General features: G+C 71.7%; 16 protein-coding genes. 9 read left to right on the top strand and 7 right to left on the bottom strand.

Features of this window, described 5'->3' with window-relative positions; genetic code table 11:
* The first annotated feature begins 56 nt into the window (after window positions 1-56).
* Genes KME80_RS06865 through KME80_RS06855 form a run of 3 tightly spaced genes read left to right on the top strand, consistent with a single transcriptional unit; the run spans window position 57 to window position 2,566 of the window.
* Window positions 57-662 carry an RNA polymerase sigma factor gene (locus KME80_RS06865; RefSeq protein WP_219501580.1) on the top strand — a complete coding sequence of 202 codons (606 nt, stop codon included), beginning with the start codon at window positions 57-59 and terminating at the stop codon, window positions 660-662.
* Window positions 655-1,701, top strand: a complete 1,047-nt coding sequence (locus KME80_RS06860) for a CU044_5270 family protein (RefSeq protein ID WP_219501578.1) — start codon at window positions 655-657, stop codon at window positions 1,699-1,701. Before KME80_RS06865 ends, KME80_RS06860 begins: the two co-directional genes overlap by 8 nt.
* A gap of 28 nt (window positions 1,702-1,729) precedes the next feature.
* Window positions 1,730-2,566 (top strand): hypothetical protein, encoded by an 837-nt coding sequence (locus KME80_RS06855; RefSeq protein ID WP_219501576.1) that lies wholly within the window; start codon window positions 1,730-1,732, stop codon window positions 2,564-2,566.
* A 1-nt stretch (window position 2,567) separates the two neighbouring features.
* Here KME80_RS06855 and KME80_RS06850 read toward each other — a convergent pair whose 3' ends face one another.
* From KME80_RS06850 to KME80_RS06840, 3 genes are read right to left on the bottom strand one after another with little or no spacing between them, the layout of a single operon-like run.
* Window positions 2,568-3,659: a sialidase family protein gene (locus tag KME80_RS06850; protein WP_219501574.1), complete on the bottom strand. Its 1,092-nt coding sequence runs from the start codon at window positions 3,657-3,659 to the stop codon at window positions 2,568-2,570.
* 40 nt (window positions 3,660-3,699) lie between these two features.
* Window positions 3,700-4,359 (bottom strand): potassium channel family protein, encoded by a 660-nt coding sequence (locus KME80_RS06845; protein ID WP_219501572.1) that lies wholly within the window; start codon window positions 4,357-4,359, stop codon window positions 3,700-3,702.
* Window positions 4,352-5,710, bottom strand: coding sequence for a TrkH family potassium uptake protein (locus tag KME80_RS06840; protein ID WP_219501570.1), 1,359 nt, complete (start codon window positions 5,708-5,710; stop codon window positions 4,352-4,354). Before KME80_RS06840 ends, KME80_RS06845 begins: the two co-directional genes overlap by 8 nt.
* A 120-nt stretch (window positions 5,711-5,830) precedes the next feature.
* On the opposite strand from KME80_RS06840, the gene KME80_RS06835 reads away from it, so the two are divergent.
* Both KME80_RS06835 and KME80_RS06830 read left to right on the top strand, forming a co-directional pair.
* Window positions 5,831-6,703, top strand: coding sequence for a sulfotransferase family protein (locus tag KME80_RS06835; RefSeq protein ID WP_219501569.1), 873 nt, complete (start codon window positions 5,831-5,833; stop codon window positions 6,701-6,703).
* Window positions 6,700-7,857 carry a glycosyltransferase family 4 protein gene (locus KME80_RS06830; protein ID WP_219501567.1) on the top strand — a complete coding sequence of 386 codons (1,158 nt, stop codon included), beginning with the start codon at window positions 6,700-6,702 and terminating at the stop codon, window positions 7,855-7,857. Before KME80_RS06835 ends, KME80_RS06830 begins: the two co-directional genes overlap by 4 nt.
* Before the next feature lie 12 nt (window positions 7,858-7,869).
* Here KME80_RS06830 and KME80_RS06825 read toward each other — a convergent pair whose 3' ends face one another.
* From KME80_RS06825 to KME80_RS06815, 3 genes are all read right to left on the bottom strand, one after another.
* Window positions 7,870-8,802 carry a sporulation protein gene (locus tag KME80_RS06825; protein ID WP_219501557.1) on the bottom strand — a complete coding sequence of 311 codons (933 nt, stop codon included), beginning with the start codon at window positions 8,800-8,802 and terminating at the stop codon, window positions 7,870-7,872.
* Window positions 8,803-8,869: 67 nt separating this feature from the next.
* Complete coding sequence (locus KME80_RS06820) at window positions 8,870-9,238, bottom strand: STAS domain-containing protein (RefSeq protein WP_219501555.1); 369 nt, start codon at window positions 9,236-9,238, stop codon at window positions 8,870-8,872.
* A gap of 73 nt (window positions 9,239-9,311) precedes the next feature.
* Window positions 9,312-9,836 carry a MarR family winged helix-turn-helix transcriptional regulator gene (locus KME80_RS06815; RefSeq protein WP_219501554.1) on the bottom strand — a complete coding sequence of 175 codons (525 nt, stop codon included), beginning with the start codon at window positions 9,834-9,836 and terminating at the stop codon, window positions 9,312-9,314.
* A gap of 116 nt (window positions 9,837-9,952) precedes the next feature.
* On the opposite strand from KME80_RS06815, the gene KME80_RS06810 reads away from it, so the two are divergent.
* The 3 genes from KME80_RS06810 to KME80_RS06800 all read left to right on the top strand — a co-directional run bounded on the left by KME80_RS06810 (window position 9,953) and on the right by KME80_RS06800 (window position 14,490).
* Window positions 9,953-12,109: a transglycosylase domain-containing protein gene (locus KME80_RS06810; RefSeq protein ID WP_219501553.1), complete on the top strand. Its 2,157-nt coding sequence runs from the start codon at window positions 9,953-9,955 to the stop codon at window positions 12,107-12,109.
* Between the two features lie 115 nt (window positions 12,110-12,224).
* Window positions 12,225-13,196 carry a LacI family DNA-binding transcriptional regulator gene (locus KME80_RS06805; protein WP_219501552.1) on the top strand — a complete coding sequence of 324 codons (972 nt, stop codon included), beginning with the start codon at window positions 12,225-12,227 and terminating at the stop codon, window positions 13,194-13,196.
* A complete protein-coding gene (locus KME80_RS06800; RefSeq protein ID WP_219501551.1) occupies window positions 13,183-14,490 on the top strand; it encodes a serine/threonine-protein kinase in 1,308 nt (435 codons plus the stop codon). Before KME80_RS06805 ends, KME80_RS06800 begins: the two co-directional genes overlap by 14 nt.
* Here the strand turns inward: KME80_RS06800 and KME80_RS06795 are convergent.
* On the bottom strand, window positions 14,487-15,857 hold the full coding sequence (locus KME80_RS06795) for a glycoside hydrolase family 12 protein (protein ID WP_219501550.1): 1,371 nt from the start codon (window positions 15,855-15,857) through the stop codon (window positions 14,487-14,489). The two genes, KME80_RS06800 and KME80_RS06795, sit on opposite strands and share 4 nt — an antisense overlap.
* Before the next feature lie 222 nt (window positions 15,858-16,079).
* Here KME80_RS06795 and KME80_RS06790 point away from each other — a divergent pair, with 222 nt between their 5' ends.
* Complete coding sequence (locus KME80_RS06790; RefSeq protein ID WP_219501549.1) at window positions 16,080-17,147, top strand: lytic polysaccharide monooxygenase; 1,068 nt, start codon at window positions 16,080-16,082, stop codon at window positions 17,145-17,147.
* Window positions 17,148-17,149: the final 2 nt, after the last annotated feature.

The raw sequence follows: 17,149 nt of genomic DNA, 5'->3' as shown, positions 1-17,149 counted from the left end.
AGGGGAAGGCGACGATCGGTGGAGTAGGGGTGTAAGCAACAGAAGGGACACCCCGAATGACCGCGCCCCCCGAGGTGAGCGACCCTCCGGTCGCGGCCGACGACGCGGCCGTGATCAAGGAGTCCGTCCGGGAGCCGGAACGCTTCGCGGTCCTCTACGACCGGTACGTCGAGGAGATCTACCGCTACCTGGCGGCCCGCCTCGGCCCGGAGGCGGCCGACGACCTGACCGCGGAGACGTTCCTGACGGCCTTCCGCAAGCGGCACACGTTCGACCCGGCACGCGGCGGCGTCCGGCCCTGGCTGTACGGCATCGCCACCAACGTGGCCGCCCAGCACCGCAGGGGGCTGTCGCGGATGTTCGCGGCCTTCCGCCGGGCCCCGGCGGCCGAGCGGAGCGAGGCGGGCCCCGAGGAGCGGGTGCCCACGCGGCTGGACGCCGCGGGCGCGCGGGGGCCGCTCGCGGCGGCGCTGGCCGCGCTGCCCGCGGGCGACCGCGACGTGCTGCTGCTCGTCGCCGTGGCCGGGCTCAGCTACGAGGAGGTCGCGGCCTCTCTCGGCATCCCCTACGGAACGGTCGGCTCCCGGCTGCACCGCGCCCGCAAGAAGGTGCGGAAGGCGCTCGGCGAGGTCAACCCGGTGATCGGAGACATAGATGGATGACCTGTCCGCGGTGCGGGAGCTGCTGGCCCCGCCCGGCCCGTCCCGGGAGACGGTGGCGCGCGGGCGCGACCGGCTCCTGACGGAGATCGCCCGCGACCGTCCCCCGAGGGGCGCGCACGACAGGCCCGCGCGCAAGCGGGTGCGGGCGGCGCGGTGGGCGACGTTCGGGCTGGGGCTGGCGTCGGCGGGGGCGGCGGTGGCCGTCGTGCTCTCGTCGGCGCCGCCGGTCGAGGCCCCGCCGCCCGACGCCCGCACGGTCCTGCTGGCCGCCGCCACGTCCGCCGCCCGGCAGCCCGCCGAGGGCGCCTGGTGGGGCAACAAGCTGATCAGGGGCGTACGGTTCCGCGACCCCGGCGACCGCTACACCCTGGAGCAGACGGCCGCCGAGGAGACCTGGCTGCCCACGGGCAAGATGACCGACCCGCACTGGCTCGTCCTGCGCTACCTGGGCGTCAGGCCGGCCACGCCGGAGGACGAGGCGGCCTGGCGGGCCGACGGCTCCCCCACCCGCTGGTCCTACCCGTACGGCAACGGCGGCGGTCTCGGCGGCGACTCCTACGAGGTGGAGGCGGCGCCCGGCGAGGCCAGGTCGTTCGAGCAGGAGGACGTCGACTGGCGGCTGCTGACCGCCGGCAGGCCGCTGACCAGGATGGCCGAGCTGCCCGCCACGCCGGAGGGCCTGCGCGCCCTGCTCGGGCCCGGCGACAGGGAGCTGATGACCAACCTGGGCTCGTTCGTCCTGGAGATGCCGGTGCCCGCCGGAACCAGGGCCGCCGCGTACCGGCTCATGGCCTCGCTGCCCGGCGTCACCGCGCAGGGCCGGGTGACCGACGCGCTCGGCAGGACCGGGGAGGCGATCGCCTACCGCGACCCGGCCGACGGCTCCGCCAGGCGGCTCATCGTCGACGACGCGACCGGGGCGCCGCTCGCGCTGGAGACGCTGGCGCCCTCGGGCGAGCTGAAGCAGTTCACGGCCGTCGCGGAGAGCGTCTGGGCCGACCGGCGGCCCGACCTGCCCAACCCCGAACCCGCATCCTGACCCCCGAACCGGAAGGTGACTGCACACGATGCGTAAGACGATCATGATGGTCGCGGTCCTGGCCCTGGCGGCGACCGCCACCCCGGCGCAGGCCGCCGAGGCCGACCCCGGGGCCGGCGGCAAGTTCTGGCAGACCCGGACGACGTTCACCATGACCCACCCGCGCAAGGTCGGCACCGCGCCGAACACGTACTGGGTGGTGCAGCGGCGGATCAGCGAGTCGACGTCGGCGTCGACCGGCGACCGGTGGATGGGCTTCCGCGAGCTGGGCGTCAAGCCGAAGAGCGCGGCCGACCGGGCCGCCTGGAAGCGTGACGGCTCGCCCGCCTCGTGGCGCTACCGGACCGAGGGCATGCTGGTGAAGCTGTCCACGGAGCCGGGCAAGGCGAGGCTGAGCAAGATCAGGCCGAGCGGGTTCATCCTGGCCGGGCGGAAGATGTCCTACGAGGAGCTTCAGGCGCTGCCGTCGGAGCCCGCCGCGCTCAAGGAGCGGCTCGTCGAGATCCGCCTGGCCGCCCCCGAGCCGCCGCGCCGCGAGCACATCAAGCTCGGGCACACGTACGAGGAGCTTCTGCACGAGCTGCCCGTGCCGCAGAAGGTGCGCGCGGCCGCGTTCGCGCTGCTGTCGGCGGAGCCCGGCACCGAGGTGACCGGCGACGGCGCGAACCGCAAGAAGCTCACCGTGACCGACGGCAAGGGCGACTGGCGGATGCGGCGCAGCGTCACCGTCGACACCTCGGCCATGCTGCTGGTCGCCGAGAAGCTGGACACCTGGATGGGCGGCAAGCCGTTCCCGAACAAGACCTGGACGAAGGTCGTCGAGTCCGGCTGGACCGACCAGGCGCCCACCGCGCCGAAGGGCTGACTCAGGCCAGCTCCGCGGCCGGGACGCGGCGGAAGGCGATCGACTCGTACGGCCCGAAGTCGCCGGTCTCGTAGAGCAGGCCCACCGTGGCGGGGTCGAGCGCCGTCAGGTCGGAGTAGGCGGCGGGCAGCCCCGACACGGTGTGGGCGACCCGCCAGGTGACGCCGAGGTCGTCGCTGGCCCGCACGGTCATGAGCGCGCGGGCGTCGGGCGCGGCCGGGCCGGAGAACAGCAGCGTCCCCGTCGGCTCCCAGAACAGGACGCTGCCCTCCACCACCGGCCCGCTCAGCCCGGCCTGCGGGCGGAAGGGCAGCTCCAGGCTCTGCCCGCCGTCGGCCGAGTAGGCGTCGGCGCGGGTGCCGGGAGCGGCCGAGTCGGTGCGGGTGTTGAGGTAGAGGCGGCCGCCGGGCAGCTCGGCGGCCGTGGTCTCGTTGACGTTGACGTAGCCGTCGGGGTTGTCGTCGACGTAGCCGATCCGCCAGGTCGCGCCGCCGTCGTCGCTGAGCAGGCAGTGGCCGCCGTTGTAGGCGCCCTCGGTGCCGTCGTGGCCGGCGGCCGGCGGCAGCGAGTGGTTGGCGGGCACGACGATCCGGCCCGCGTGGGGGCCGTGCCGGAGCTGGAGCGCGTGGCCGGGAGTGGTGGCGTACCAGCGCCATTCCGGCCGTTTCACGCTCGCGGTGATCTCGCGCGGGGCCGTCCAGGTGACGCCGTCGTCGGCGCTCTCCTGCACGAACACGCGGCGGCCGTCGGCGGCGGGCACCTGGCCGCGCCGGATCTTCGCCTCGGTCGCCGCCGGGCCCTGCCGCACCGACACCAGGACGATCCGGCCGTCGGAGGTCACCACCGGGGCCGGGTTGCCCACGGTGCCCCCGCGCGGCTCCTCGGCCACCACGCGGGCCTCGCTCCAGGTGTCACCGCCGTCGGCCGAGCGCTTGACCACCAGGTCGATGTGGCCGGAGTCGCCGGCCGAGCCGCGCCGCCCCTCGGCGAACGCCAGCACGGTCCCCGCCCGGGTGACCACGACGGCGGGGATGCGGAACGTGTGGAAGCCCTCGGTGCCCGCCCGGTAGGGCACGGACGTCGCGTACGCCATCCGGCCACGGTAGGAGGGACGGGTGAACGGCGGGTGTCCGTCAGCTGAGCTCCGAGAAGCGCTCGATCTGGTCGGTGCGGCCGGACACCAGGATGATGTCGCCGTAGGACAGCTCGGTCTCGGCCGTGGCGTACGTGAACGCCTCGCCCTCCTTCTTGACCGCGACGACCGTGACGCCGTACTTGCGCCGCAGGCCCGACTCCCCCAGCGGGGTGCCCACGTACTCCTTGGGCGGATGGGTCTTGATCAGCGCGAAGTTCTCGTCGACCTCCATGTAGTCCAGCAGCCGGCCGCTCACCAGGTGCGCCACCCGCTCGCCCATGTCGAACTCGGGCAGCACGACGTGGTGCACGCCGACCCGGCTCAGGATGCGCCGGTGCTGCTGGCTGACGGCCTTGGCCCAGATGTCGTCGATCTCCAGCTCCACCAGCAGCGAGGCGGACAGGATGCTCGCCTCCAGGTCGCCGATCGCCACCACGGCCCGGTAGAAGTCGGGCACGCCGAGCTGCTGGAGCGCGTCCAGGTCGGTGGCGTCGGCGGTGGCGAGGTGGGTGATGTGGCCCGCCAGCGCCTGCACGATCTTCGGCCGGTGGTCGATGGCCAGCACCTCGGTGCCCCGGCGGGTCAGCTCCAGGGCGAGCGAACTGCCGAACCGGCCCAGCCCGATGACCACCACGGGGTCATTGCGCTTCTCAACCAACGATCATCCGCTCCTCAGGTAGTTCGTAATGCCGGGTCCGCTCCTTCAACGCCAGCGCGGAGCCGATCGTCAGCGGGCCTATCCTGCCGACGAACATCAGCAGGACCATCAGCACCTGGCCCGGGACCGTCACGTCGGCGGTGATGCCCGTCGACAGCCCCGCCGTGCTGAACGTGGCCACGACCTCGAACAGCACCCGGTCGAGGCTGTGCGGGGTGAGGACGAGCAGCACGTAGGTGCAGACGGCGACCAGGCCGGCGCTCATCATCGTGATCGTGACGGCCTGGCGCTGGGCCGACTCGGAGATCTGCCGGTGGCCGATGTTCACCTTGGACTCGCCGCGCAGCTCGGCCCACATGACGAAGGCCAGCAGCCCGAGCGTGGTCACCTTGATGCCGCCGGCGGTGCCCGCGCTGCCGCCGCCGATGAACATCATCAGGTCGGTGAACAGCCAGCTCGACGGGTAGAGCTCGCCGATGTTGACGCTGTTGAACCCGGCGGTGCGCGCCATGGACGACAGGAAGAACGCGGCCAGCAGCTTGCCCGAGTCGTCCAGCGCGCCCAGGGTGCCGGGGTTGCGCCATTCGGTGGCCAGGTAGACCAGGGTGCCGAGGACCAGCAGCACGATGGTGGCCACGACGGTGATCCTGGTCAGCACGCTCCACCGGCTCGGGTGCCGCCAGGACTTCAGCAGCTCGAACACGACGGGGAAGCCGAGCCCGCCCACGGTGACGGCGGCGGCGATCGTCAGGCAGATCCACGGGTCGGTGACGAACCCGATGACGTTGTCGGACCAGAGCGTGAAGCCCGAGTTGTTGAAGGCGGAGATGCCGTGGAAGACGCCCAGGTAGAGCGCCTCGCCGATCGGCTCGTCGTAGCCGATCAGGAAGCGCAGCGTGAAGACCACGGCCGCGATCGCCTCGCACACCAGGCTGAAGACGACGACCTTGCGCACCACCTTGCGCATGTCGGCCATGGTCGGCGTCTTGGTCTCGGCCTGGGCGAACAGCCGGGCGCGCAGCCCCAGCCGGCCCGACACCAGCACGGTGAACACCGTGGCCAGCGTCATGATCCCGAGGCCGCCGATCTGCACCAGGCCGATGATGACCACCTCGCCGAACGTCGACCAGTGCGTGGGCGTGTCGACGACGACGAGCCCGGTCAGGCAGACGGCCGAGGTGGCCGTGAACACCGCGGTGAGCCAGCCCGGGGACACCCCTTCGGTCGTGGCGAAAGGGAGCATCAGCAGCAGCGTGCCGATCAGCGCGGCCGTGCTGAATCCCGTCGCGATGACCTGCGCGGGGTGGCTGTAGCCGCCGAGTGAGAAAGAGGCGGCTCGAACACGTCTCATCAGGTGCGAGGCTCCAGCAGGAAGCAATGAGATGGTCGAGGATATACGGCGCCGTCACGGTTCCGTATCGACCCCCGATTCCCAGGGAACTACCAGGAAGGATGAGTAGTCTCCCTCTGCATGAGCTGGCAGCGTAAGATCAACAAGGCGCTGGTCAGGTTCACCGGATTCCAGGTCAATCGAGTAGGGAACCAGGGTATTACGAAGGCGGCGGCCCCCGCGCCCGCCAAGCCGGCCGAGGTCGAGATCCGGCCGCCGGCGGACCCGGCGGCGGACCGGCTCCTCACCGCCCCCGTCTTCATCATCTCGCCGGTGCGGTCCGGCTCCACCCTGCTTCGTTCGATCCTCAACGCTCATTCGGCACTGCACGCCCCGCACGAGCTCCACGTGCGGCGCCTCAGAGTGGAGTTCGGCACGACCCTGGCCAGCAAGGCGATGGCGGCGCTCGGCCACAACCAGGCCGATCTGGAGCACCTGCTCTGGGACCGGGTCCTGCACCGCGAGCTGGTCCGCAGCGGCAAGCGCTACATCGTGGACAAGACCCCGGCGAACGCCTTCGCCTACGAGCGGCTCGCCACCTGCTGGCCGGACGCGCGGTTCGTCTTCCTGCTGCGCCACCCCGCCTCCATCGCGACCTCCTGGCACGAGGCCAGCCCCGACAAGCGCACCCCCGACGAGGCCGCGCTCGACGCGCTGCGCTACATGAAGGCGGTGCAGCGGGCCAAGTCCGCGCTCACCGGCCTCACCGTGCGCTACGAGGACCTCAGCGCCGAGCCGGAGAAGGTCACCCGGGAGATCTGCGAGTTCCTGGGCGTGGAGTGGGAGGCCGGGATGCTCTCCTACGGCGAGCAGACGGTCATCCAGAAGGGCCTCGGCGACTGGCGGGACAAGATCCGCACCGGCACCGTCCAGCCGGGCCGCGAGCTCCCGCCCGAGAAGTCCGTCCCCGAATCGCTCAAGCCGATGTGCCGGAGCTGGGGGTACCTCCCGTGAAGATCCGCTACCTGATGCTGCACGCCTACGGCATGGGCGGCACCATCCGCACCGTGATCAACCAGGCCAACGCGATGGCCGAGTACGGGCACGACGTGGAGATCATCAGTGTGGTGCGGCGGCGGGAGAAGGCGCAGTTCGCCATCCACCCGGGCGTCCGGGTCAGCACGCTCGTCGACCAGCGGCAGGGCAGGCAGGCCGACTCGCTGCCGCGCAAGGCGTGGCGCCGGGTGCGCGGCAAGATCGTGCCGCGCGGCGAGTTCGCCGCCGACTACTTCACCGAACGGGTGGAGAAGGCGGTCATGGACTACGTCGCCGGGCTCGACCACGGCATCCTGGTCACCACCAGGCCCGCGCTCAACCTGATCGCCGCCCGCCGGGCCGGCAAGGGCGTGGTCAAGGTGGCCCAGGAGCACATGAACCTGACCGCCTACCCCGAGACGATCCGGCGCGACATCGCCCGCTACTACGGCAGGTTCGACGCCGTCGCCGTGCTCACCAAGACGAACCAGCGCGAATACCAGCAACTGCTGCCGGGCGCCCGGATCGTGCAGATCCCCAACGCCGTGCACAAGGTCGACCAGGAACGTTCCCGCCAGGAGAACCCGGTCGTCCTCGCCGCCGGGCGGCTCGTGCCCCAGAAGGGGTTCGACATGCTCATCCCGGCCTTCGCCGAGGTCGTCAGGGAGCACCCGGAGTGGCGGCTGCGCATCTTCGGCACCGGCCCGCGCAAGCCCCAGCTCGCCGCCCGCATCGAGGAGCTCGGCATGACCGGGCACATCTCGCTCATGGGCCGCACCGACCGGCTCGACGCGGAGCTGGCCGACGCCTCCGTCTACGTGCTCAGCTCCCGGTTCGAGGGGCTGCCGATGGTGATGATCGAGGCCATGACGCACGCGCTGCCGGTCGTGGCCTTCGACTGCCCGACCGGGCCGCGCGACGTGCTGACCGACGGGGTCGACGGGGTGCTGGTGCCGCCGCGCGACACCGAGGCGCTCGCCGCCGCGCTCAAGGAGGTCGTCGCCGACCGCAGGAAGCGCCTGGAGATGGGCGAGGCCGCCGTGGTGACCTCGCGCGCCTACGGCCCCGACGTGGTGATGCCCCAGTGGGCGGACCTGTTCGCCGAGCTGCTCGGCGAACCGGCCCGCCGCTGACGGTGACGGCGGCTACCAGTCGCCGTCGCCCTCCTCCTCGCCGCCCTCGAACGCCTCCTCGATGAGCTCGCCGGCGACCATGCCGCCGACCACGCCCATCGCCCCGGCGGCGACCATCCCGCCGAGCCCGCCGCCCCCGTGGTGGTGGCGCTCCTCGTGGTAGTGGTGGCCCTGGTGGTGGTGGCCGCCGCCGTAGGCGCTCAGCCCGGCCAGCCAGCCGCCGATCTCGGCCGCCCAGTCCTTGCGCAGGGCCTCGTCGTGCCCGACGCGGAAGCGGCCGATGGCGTCGCCGTAGCCGCCGGAGCGCTTGTCGGCCTCGATGACGACGTGCATCCCCTCGGCGTCGGCGACGAACGTGAGCTCCGCCTCCTTGATCTGCCCGGGCGGCCCGTAGAACTCGATCTCCTGGTAGACCGGCAGCTCCTGGTGGATGCCGTGGATGCGGCCCACCTCCACGTCCGCCGACTTGAACGCGAACCCGAGCTGCAGGAACGCCTCCATGACCCGCTGCTGCGACGGCAGCGGCTCCACGCTCAGCGGGTCGAGGTCGCCCTTGTCGACGGCCTTGGCGATGGCCAGCTCGGTGCGGACGCCGAGCCCCATCCCGGTCAGCGGCTGCCCGCCGACCTCGCTCACCGGCGTCTCCCACGGCACGGCGACCTCGAACGGGATCGTCCGCTCCTCCCCCTTGGCCAGCGTGAACGGCCCCGAGACCCGCATCCGGTGCAGCTCGGCGAGCCCGTGGGCCTCGCCGTCGCCGATCTCCGCCTCGGCCCGGGCGACCAGGCCGAGCGTGACGTGCTCGATTTCGGCGTCGAAGTCGCCGCCCTTCAGCCGCACCTCACCCGCCAGGAGCCCGCCGGGCCGCACCCGGGGGGTGGTGAGGACGGTGTCGACCGAGGGGGCTCCGACGCCGAAGGCGCCCAGCATCCGCTTGAAAACCACGTGATTACTCTCCGTTCCGGTACGGCTGGCGTACCGGAGAACGATCACCGGTGCGGCGCGGTTCCCGTCATTCCCTGGCGGTCTTGAGCATCAGCTCGGCCACGGCGACGTCGACACTCTGGCTCAGCGACACGTGGCCGAGCAGGTCGGTCTGCCGCAGCACGTTGACCAGGTGGGGGGTGGGCCGGGCCAGGATGACCTCGCCGCTGCCCTCGGCCCGCATGCGTTGCAGCACCGCGGCCAGCACGCCGATGACGGAGGAGTCGTAGAACATCAGGTCGGCCAGGTCGAACACGAGCACCGGGCCGGGCGACCAGTCCCACACCGCGTCGACGTGGGCGCTGAACCGTTCGCGCCCGGCGTGGTCCAGCTCGCCGGCCGCCACCAGGACCGTGCACTCCCGGTGCCGGACCGTCTCGATGCGCAAAGCGGCCACGCACTACGCCTTCCCCGGGGTCCTGCCGTTAGTCCGGTGACTCGGGGGTAGGACGTAGGCCGTGACCGCCCCCTCAGTCGCCCCCCGGATCGCCGGTGAGCTCACCCGTGAGGTCGCGCAGCATCGAGCGCAGGACGCGGTCGAGCGCGGCGCTCTCGCCGGACGGCACCAGGGCGGCCAGCCGGTGCAGGTTGGCGGCGTGGTCGGTGAGCGTGGCGTCGATCACCCGCCGGCCCTCGCCGGTGAGCGCGATGCGGAAGCTGCGCCGGTCGTCGGGGTCGAGGCTGCGCTCGACGAACCCGGCGGCCTCCAGCCGGTCGAGCCGGTTGGTCATCCCGGCGCGCGAGAGCCGCAGCACCGCGGACAGCTCCGACGGGATCATCGTGTACGGGCTTCCGGCGCGGCGCAGCGCGGCCAGCACGTCGAACTCGCCGGGGCGCAGCCCGTGGCGGGCGAAGACGCGCTCGACGTCCGCCTCCAGCAGCCTGGTGACCTGGACCAGCCGGGCGAACAGGCCGAGCGGCTCCATGTCGAGATCGGGCCGCTCCCGGCGCCACTGTCGCAGGACGGCGTCCATGGGGTCGGGTTCGGCGGTCATGGTCAACGATTCTACGGAGGTGAGACCACGATCACATCGATCCGGATACGCGGCATTCGTGAGGCCTATATGGTTTGGGACGGGGTTGAATTGGCTATCGGGGAGGTTCCTGCACCATGAGCCGGGGTACGAGCATCCTTCGTCTGACCGGGGCCGCCGCCGCGGCGGGCGTGCTGGCCGCGGCCATCGCCCTGCCGGCCATCGGCGGCGCCGGCGCGATGTTCGTCAGCGCCTCGGAGGACCTCAACCTCAAGCCCGAGGACCTCAAGGAGCCGCCGCTGGCGGAGAAGACCACGGTCCAGGACGCCAAGGGCAACGAGATCGCCACCTTCTACGAGGAGTACCGCGAGGTCATCCCGCTCTCCCAGGTGGCCGAGGTGATGAAGACCGCGATCATCTCCATCGAGGACTTCCGCTTCTACGAGCACGGCGCCATCGACATCGAGGGCACCATCCGCGCCCTCGCCAAGAACCTCAGCTCCGGCGGCATCGCCCAGGGCGGCTCCAGCATCACCCAGCAGTACGTCAAGCAGGTGCTGGTCAACTCCGCCGTCACCGACGAGCAGAAGGCCGCGGCGACGGAGGCCAGCTACGCCCGCAAGCTCAACGAGCTGCGCTACGCGATGGCGATCGAGGAGAAGTACACCAAGGACCAGATCCTGGAGAAGTACCTCAACATCGCCTACTTCGGCGCGAGCGCCAACGGCGTGGAGGCGGCGGCCAAGCGGTTCTTCGGCGTCTCGGCCTCCGAGCTGGACCTGGCCCAGGCCGCCACGCTGGCCGGAGCCGTGCAGAACCCCAACAGGACCGACCCCAACCTCGGCAGGAAGCAGCGCGCCGCCCTGCTGGAGCGCCGCAACATCGTGCTCAACCGGATGGCGGAGCTCGGCAAGATCACGCCGCAGCAGGCTGAGGAGGCCAAGGCCAAGAAGCTCGGCTACAAGGGCACCCCGCTGCCCGGCGGCTGCGAGACCAGCAAGTACCCGTACTACTGCATGTACGTGCGCGCCGAGGTGCTCGGCAACCCGATCTTCGGCAAGTCCAAGACCGAGCGCGCCCAGCTGCTCAGCCGGGGCGGCCTGACGATCCGGACCACGCTCGACCCCAAGATGCAGAAGGCCGCCGAGGCCGCGATCAAGAAGCACGTGCACGCCTCCGACCGCCCGGTGGCCTCCGAGGCGCTGGTCGAGCCGGGCACCGGCCAGATCAAGGCGATGGCGGCCAGCCGCAAGTACGGCAACAACAAGCGCAAGAACGAGATGTCGTACAACGTGGTCGCCAACGCGGCGCACGGCGGCGGCGTGGGCTTCCAGCCGGGATCGACGTTCAAGACGTTCACGCTGCTCACCGCCCTCAAGGAGGGCATGAAGATCAACGACGGCCTGTCGGTGGGCGCCGGCTACCGGGCGCCCGGCTATTCGACGTTCAAGAACTGCAAGGGCGAGAGCATCGGCGACCCGTCGCACACCGTCACCAACGACGAGGGCTCGGGCGGCTTCAAGACGCTGCAGACCGGCACCTGGGGCTCGGTCAACACGTTCTTCATGAAGCTGGAGGAGAAGGTCGGCCTCTGCGACACGATCAAGACCGCGAAGTCGCTGGGCATCGAGCGGGCCGACGGGCTGCCGCTGCTGGAGTTCTCCACGTTCACGCTCGGCACGAACGAGATGGACCCGGTCACCGTGGCCAACGCCTACGCGGCGATCGGCGCCCGGGGCAAGTTCTGCGAGCCGATGGTGATCACGCAGATCACCGACCGCTACGGCAAGGTCAAGAAGTACGACCCGAAGTGCAAGCAGGTGCTGGACCCCGAGGTGGCCGACGCGGCGGCGAACGTGCTGCAGGGCGTGTTCACCCACGGCACGATGCGGGGCGTGGGCGGGATCGGCCGTCCGGTGGCGGGCAAGACCGGCACCTCCGACGCGCAGGCGACGGCCTGGTTCGCCGGGTTCACGCCGGACCTGGCGGGCGCGGTGAGCATCGGCGACCCGCGCGGGGCGCAGAAGTACAAGCTGAACGGCGTCACCATCGGCGGCAAGTACTACGGCTCCGTGTTCGGCGCGAGCGTGCCGGGGCCGATCTTCAAGGACACCATGATGGCGGCGCTCAAGGGCACCAAGGCGACGCCGTTCCACCCGATCAACACCGCGCGCTTCGGCGGCTGCGGCTCCAGCTGCGCGCCGGTGCAGCGGGACCGGGACGAGGCCGGCCAGCGGGAGGACCTCGAACTGGGTGACGGCACCGTGCGCTTCGACGACGGGATCGGCCGCTGAGCTCACCGTCTTCCTTACTCGCTGCCAATGGCCCAGTACAGAGGGCCTGTTAACGGCGGCGAAACATTGATAACGTGGGAGCGCTCCCAGGGATCTTCGGCGCGAGGTGCTGAGAATGTCCGAGCAGCCCACTTTGGCACAGGTCGCGGCGGCCGCTGGGGTTTCCCCGGCAACCGCCTCCCGAGTTCTCACCGGCTCCGTCCGGGTCAGCACGTCGACCCGCAGGCAGGTCTACGAAGCGGTGTCCCGGATGGGTTACGTGCGCCAACGAGCCCCCAGGGGATCGGTGTCGAGAGCCGCCGCGACAGGCGTGACCGCGGTCGTCTGCGATCATCTGCCGCGATTATTCTCCGAACCGTACTACGCGCGGCTCCTGTCGGCCACCGGCGCCGTCGTCGCCGAGCACGGCACCCATCTGATGGTGACGACCGTCAACCCCGCCTCGTCCACGCTGCCCACGCTGTCCGGCGCGGTGCTGCTCATCGGCGCCCGTGAGCGCCATCCCCTGGCCATCAAGCTGTGCACCTCCGGCATCGCGGTGCGCAACATCGGCCGCCCGCCCCACGACCTCAAGCTCCCGTTCGCCGACGTCGACAACCAGGACGGCGGCCGGCAGGCGGCCGAGCACCTGCTGCTCACCGGCCGCCGCGCCGTGGCGGCCATCGGCGGCCCGCCGTCGCTGCCCGCCGCCCGCGACCGGCTCGACGGGCTCGTCCGCACCCTGCGCGAGGCCGGCATGGCCGAGGTGCCCGTCGCCTACGGCGACTTCACCGCGGCCTCCGGCACCCACGCCATGCAGTGGCTGCTGCGCCACGCTCCCGGCCTGGACGCGGTGTTCGCCGCCTCCGACCTGATGGCCGCCGGCGCGATCCAGGCGCTGCGGCGGGCCGGCCGCCGGGTGCCCGCCGACGTCGCGGTGATCGGGTTCGACGACGCGCCCGTCGCCAGGCACACCAATCCGACGCTGACCACGGTCCGCCAGCCCGTTGAGGAGGTCGCCACCATCGCCACCCGGCTCCTGCTGTCAGGAACGACGGGCATCGACCCGATCCTCCCCACGGAACTGGTCATCCGTGACTCGGCATGAGCCCGGGGACATCCTCGCCCGCAGGTACCTGCTGCTGGACCCGCTGGCCACCGGCGGCATGTCCGTCATCTGGCGGGCCTTCGACCAGTCGCTGCAGCGGGTCGTCGCCGTCAAGGTGCTGACCTCGTCCCTGCAGACCGGTCTCGTCGACCGGATGCGCGCGCGGAGCGAGGCCAGGGCCGCCGCCCGGTTCATCCATCCGGACGCGATCGAGATCTACGACTACGGGGAGGCCGTGACCGCCAACGGGGAGGTCGCGGCCTACGTCGTGATGCCGCTGCTCGACGGCACGCCGCTGGCCGAGCGGGTGGCGGGCGGGCCGCTGCCGTGGCCGCGCGCGGCGGCCATCGGCGTGCGGCTGGCCCGCGTGCTGGCCGCCGGGCACGCGCGCGGGCTCGTGCACCGCGACGTCACCGGCGAGAACGTGCTGCTGACCGCCGACGGGCCGAAACTGCTCGACTTCGGCATCGCGGCCTGGGCCGGCGACCCCGACGACGACCGCGGCACCCCGCCGTACGTCGCCCCGGAGCGGCTCGACGGCGCGCCCACGCATCCGGCCGTGGACGTGTACGCGCTGGGCGTGCTGCTCTTCACCATGATCACCGGGCGGACCCCGTACCCGGAGACCACGTGGGAGGAGATCGAGGCGGCGCGCCGCACCTCGCCGGCGCCGCGCCCGGCGGGGGCGCCGCACGCGGTCGCCACGCTCTGCCAGCGCTGCCTGGACCCGGACCCGGCCCGCAGACCCACGGCCGACGAGGTGGCCACGGCGCTGGCCGCCGCGCTCACGCTGCCCAGGCGGCTGCGCAAGGGCCTGGCGGTCGTGGGCGCGGCGGCGGTCATGTCGGTCGCCGCGTCGCTGGCCATGTCGGTGCTCGTGTGGTTCCAGCCCCCCGCCGAACGGGCCGGGCCGGAGGCGGGCCCCTCGCCCACGGCCGCGGCGTCGTTCCCGGAGTCCGAGCTGTTCACGCGGTCCGAGCCGATCCCGCAGGCCGAGCCGTTCCCCGGGTCCGAGAGCCCGCCGGTCGAGGCGCGGACCATGCGGCAGGCGGTCGACGGGTTCCACAGCGCGCTGGAGACCGCCGTGTGCGGGGCCACCGACGGTGACGTGGCGCTCGACCTGAAGCAGGTGCTGCGCGGCGTGCTGGTGACGCCGGGCCAGGAGGAGACCGGGCTGGCCTCCCTGCGCCGCAAGCTCACCGACCGCGAGCGCGAAGGGAGGCTGACCCCGGGGTGCCGGTCGGCGCTGGAGGTGTCGCTCAACGAGATCACCGCCGCCCGGCGGGCGCCCTAGAAGGCGCAGGTGTAGCCGGAGGGGAGCTGGGTGCTCGACGCCGGGCGGGTGGCCTGGAAGCCGAACGTGGTGCTCGCGCCGGGCGCCAGCGTGCCGTTGTAGGGCAGGCTGGTGGCCGTCACCGTCTGGCCGCTCGTGGTGAGCGTCGCGCCCCAGGAGCCCGCGATCGCGTGGCCCGCGGGCAGCGTGAACGTGACCGACCAGCGGCTCGCCCCGGAGGAACTGCCGTTGGTGACGGTCACCGGCTGGATGACGTAGCCGGTCGACCAGCTCGTCTGGGTGGTGGGGGTGACCTCGCAGTCGCCGCCGCCGCTGCCCGGCAGGGTGGTGGCCGTGACCGCCGCCGACTCCGGCGAGGTGTTGCCGGCGCCGTCCCTGGCGCGGACCCGGTAGCTGTAGGTCGTGGCGGGGGCCAGGCCGGTGTTCGTGAACGACGTGGAGGCGGTGGTGCCGACCTGGGTGTAGGCGCCGCCGCCGGTCGAGCGCAGGATGTCGTAGCCGGCCAGGCCGCTGCCGCCCGAGTCGGTGGCGGCGTTCCACGACAGGGTGGTGGCCGTGGCGGTGGTGTTCGCGGTCCGCAGGCCCGACGGGGTGGTCGGCGGGGTGGTGTCGGTGCCGCCGCCCGTGGTGGTGAACGAGAAGTCGTCCACGGCCAGGCCCGCGCCGCCGATCCACGGCTCGAAGCCCGCCTGGACGCTCGTCAGATACCAGGAGCGCTGCCCGTAGCCTCGGCTGACCACGTCCGCGTAGAACGTGTCGATCGCGAAGTCGATCGAGGTCGCCGGGGAGGTGCGGACGTAGGAGATGACGTTCCAGCCGATGTTGCCGAACCAGACCTCCCAGGAGGACCCGGCCAGGTTGACGGTGCCGACGCGGTTGCCGATCGGCTGGATGGAGCCCTGCCGGTTGAGCCAGATCATCAGCTCGGCGCCGGTGTTCTGCCCGTCGGTGCGCGGCGTCGGGTCGAACCACAGGTCGTAGGAGGCGTTGTACGTGCCGCTGCCCGGATAGGTCATGCGCACGCTGGAGCGCAGGTTGCCGAAGCCGCTCGCACTCGCCTGCATCGGCAGGCCGCTGCCGGTGGTGCAGTTGGCGTAGTGGCACCCCGCGTAGATCGACGGGTAGCCGGCCGGGGCCCCGCTGGTGGAGTTGTTGTGCGCGGACTGGGTGACGGTGAAGCCGCCGCTCTGGTCCACGTCGATGCACTGGGCCGTGTCGGCGCCCCAGACGTTGTTCTGGACGATGTAGCGCCCGCTCTGGACGCTCGTGGAGCCGTACTTCTCGCAGATCACCGGCGCGGCCTCGGCCGGGGCGGCGACGATGAAGGTGGCGAGCAGGAATCCGACGAACAGGTATAAGCGCCTCATGGCACGCAGGATTCGCCAGCGTCCGGACGCCCGGCAACCGGCCGGGGGCGGCGGGCCGGGCCGTCACAGCGCGCACCAGGGGAAACCTGCACGGTGATCGGCTGAAAGTTTCACGCCACGTTGTCGAACGAAGTGAAGACGTGTTGTAATGCGGCCACGCGAGTGCTGCCGGGCGGGCGGGTCGTGGCGGGTTCCTTCGTCATGCGAGCAAAGGAATCACCCATGAGAGTCTTCCGTTCGGCGGCCGTGGCGGTCGCCGCGGCCCTGGCTTTGATCACCGCGGCCTTGGTCGTCCCGGCCCAGGCGCACGGCGTCACCATGTTCCCCGGCAGTCGCACGTTCCTGTGCTGGCAGGACGGCCTGCGCGAGAACGGCGCCATCCAGCCCTACAACCCGGCCTGCGCGGCAGCCGTCGCGCAGAGTGGCACCACGCCGCTCTACAACTGGTTCGCGGTGCTGCGCTCCGACGCCGGGGGCCGGACCACCGGCTTCATCCCCGACGGCCAGATCTGCAGCGCCGGCACCGGCGGCCCGTACGACTTCACCGCCTACAACGCCGTGCGCAACGACTGGCCGCTGACGCACCTGACGTCGGGCGCCAGCATCACCATGCGGCACAGCAACTGGGCCGCGCACCCGGGCTCGTTCGTCTACTACGTCACCAAGAACGGCTGGAACCCGAACGCCCCGCTGAAGTGGTCCGACCTGGAGCAGTTCGGCAGCGTCAGCAACCCGCCGCAGTCGGGCGGGCCCGGCGGGCTCAGCTACTACTACTGGAACGTGCAGCTGCCCTCGGGCAAGAGCGGCCGGCACATGATCTTCGTCCACTGGATCAGGTCGGACAGCAACGAGAACTTCTACAGCTGCTCCGACGTCACCTTCGACGGCGGCAACGGCGAGGTCACCGGGGTCGGCCCCGGCGGCAGCACGTCCAGCCCCAGCCCCGACCCGACCATCACCCCGACCGACCCGCCGCCTCCCGGGGGCTGCACGGCCACGCTGCGCGCCACCGACACCGGCTGGGCCGGCCACTTCCAGGGTGAGGTGACCGTCCGCAACACCGGCACGACCGCGATCAACGGCTGGAAGGTCAACTGGACCTTCAGCGGCGGCCAGGGCTTCGAAGGCTCGCCCTGGAACGGCGTGCTGAGCGGCCAGCCGCCGTCGGTCGAGGTGAAGAACGCCTCCTACAACGGGCAGATCGCGCCGAACGGCTCCACCACATTCGGCTTCAACGGCACGGGCAGCGTGCCGAGTCCCGTGCCCGCGCTGACCTGCACGCCCGCGTAGGT

This window comes from Nonomuraea ceibae (assembly GCF_019396325.1).
GTDB lineage: Bacteria > Actinomycetota > Actinomycetes > Streptosporangiales > Streptosporangiaceae > Nonomuraea > Nonomuraea ceibae.
Note: the sequence above shows the minus strand (reverse complement) of the source record. Positions and strands in the feature narration are given on the sequence as shown.